The organism is Haloferax sp. Atlit-6N (assembly GCF_003383195.1).
GTDB lineage: Archaea > Halobacteriota > Halobacteria > Halobacteriales > Haloferacaceae > Haloferax > Haloferax gibbonsii.
Window position 1 is genome coordinate 1 of the sequence record NZ_QEQJ01000168.1, and the last position, 531, is coordinate 531.

The 531-nt window shown below is 66.5% G+C and carries 1 protein-coding gene; it reads left to right on the forward strand.

Annotation, left to right across the window (positions count from 1 at the left end):
* Positions 1-136: 136 nt before the first annotated feature.
* On the forward strand, positions 137-531 hold a 395-nt coding region (locus DEQ92_RS24010; RefSeq protein WP_199522964.1), incomplete at its 3' end, for a hypothetical protein.

Here is a 531-nt window from a genome sequence, read left to right on the forward strand (position 1 = left end):
CGGTCGCAGCCGATGGCGGGCACGATGACGATCGCGACGCCGACCCGCTCGACGACAACACCGACGACGTCGATGTCGGAGAAGCCGAAGCACGGCTGGACGAACTGGCTGCGGCGACGCCAGGAGGTGAGTCGGCGTGACCCGACTCGTGTCGGTGCGCTACCGCTGCTCAGAGTGCGACGCGACGCACGTCCGACCGGAACATATCGACGATGAAGAACCGGAGAAAACGCGCGAAGGGACGTGCTACGCGGCGCACCCGGCCCGTGACGCCGGCTTCGAGGGCTGTGGCGAAGAAGTCGAACTCGAAGCGATCGCGTGGCGTGAAGATCGCGTCGACGAGTGGGACGCGATCGGCGCAGACGAGCAACTCGTGAGCGACGGCGGCCAGACAGCGGACGAAAGCCTCCTACGCGTCATCAGCGACCGCGACCCGGCAGAGATGTCGCACCACGACCTCTACTACGAGTGGCACGAGGTCGTCGAAGCGACGTACCGCAGCATCACGGACGCGGACGTCGAACGGACGCT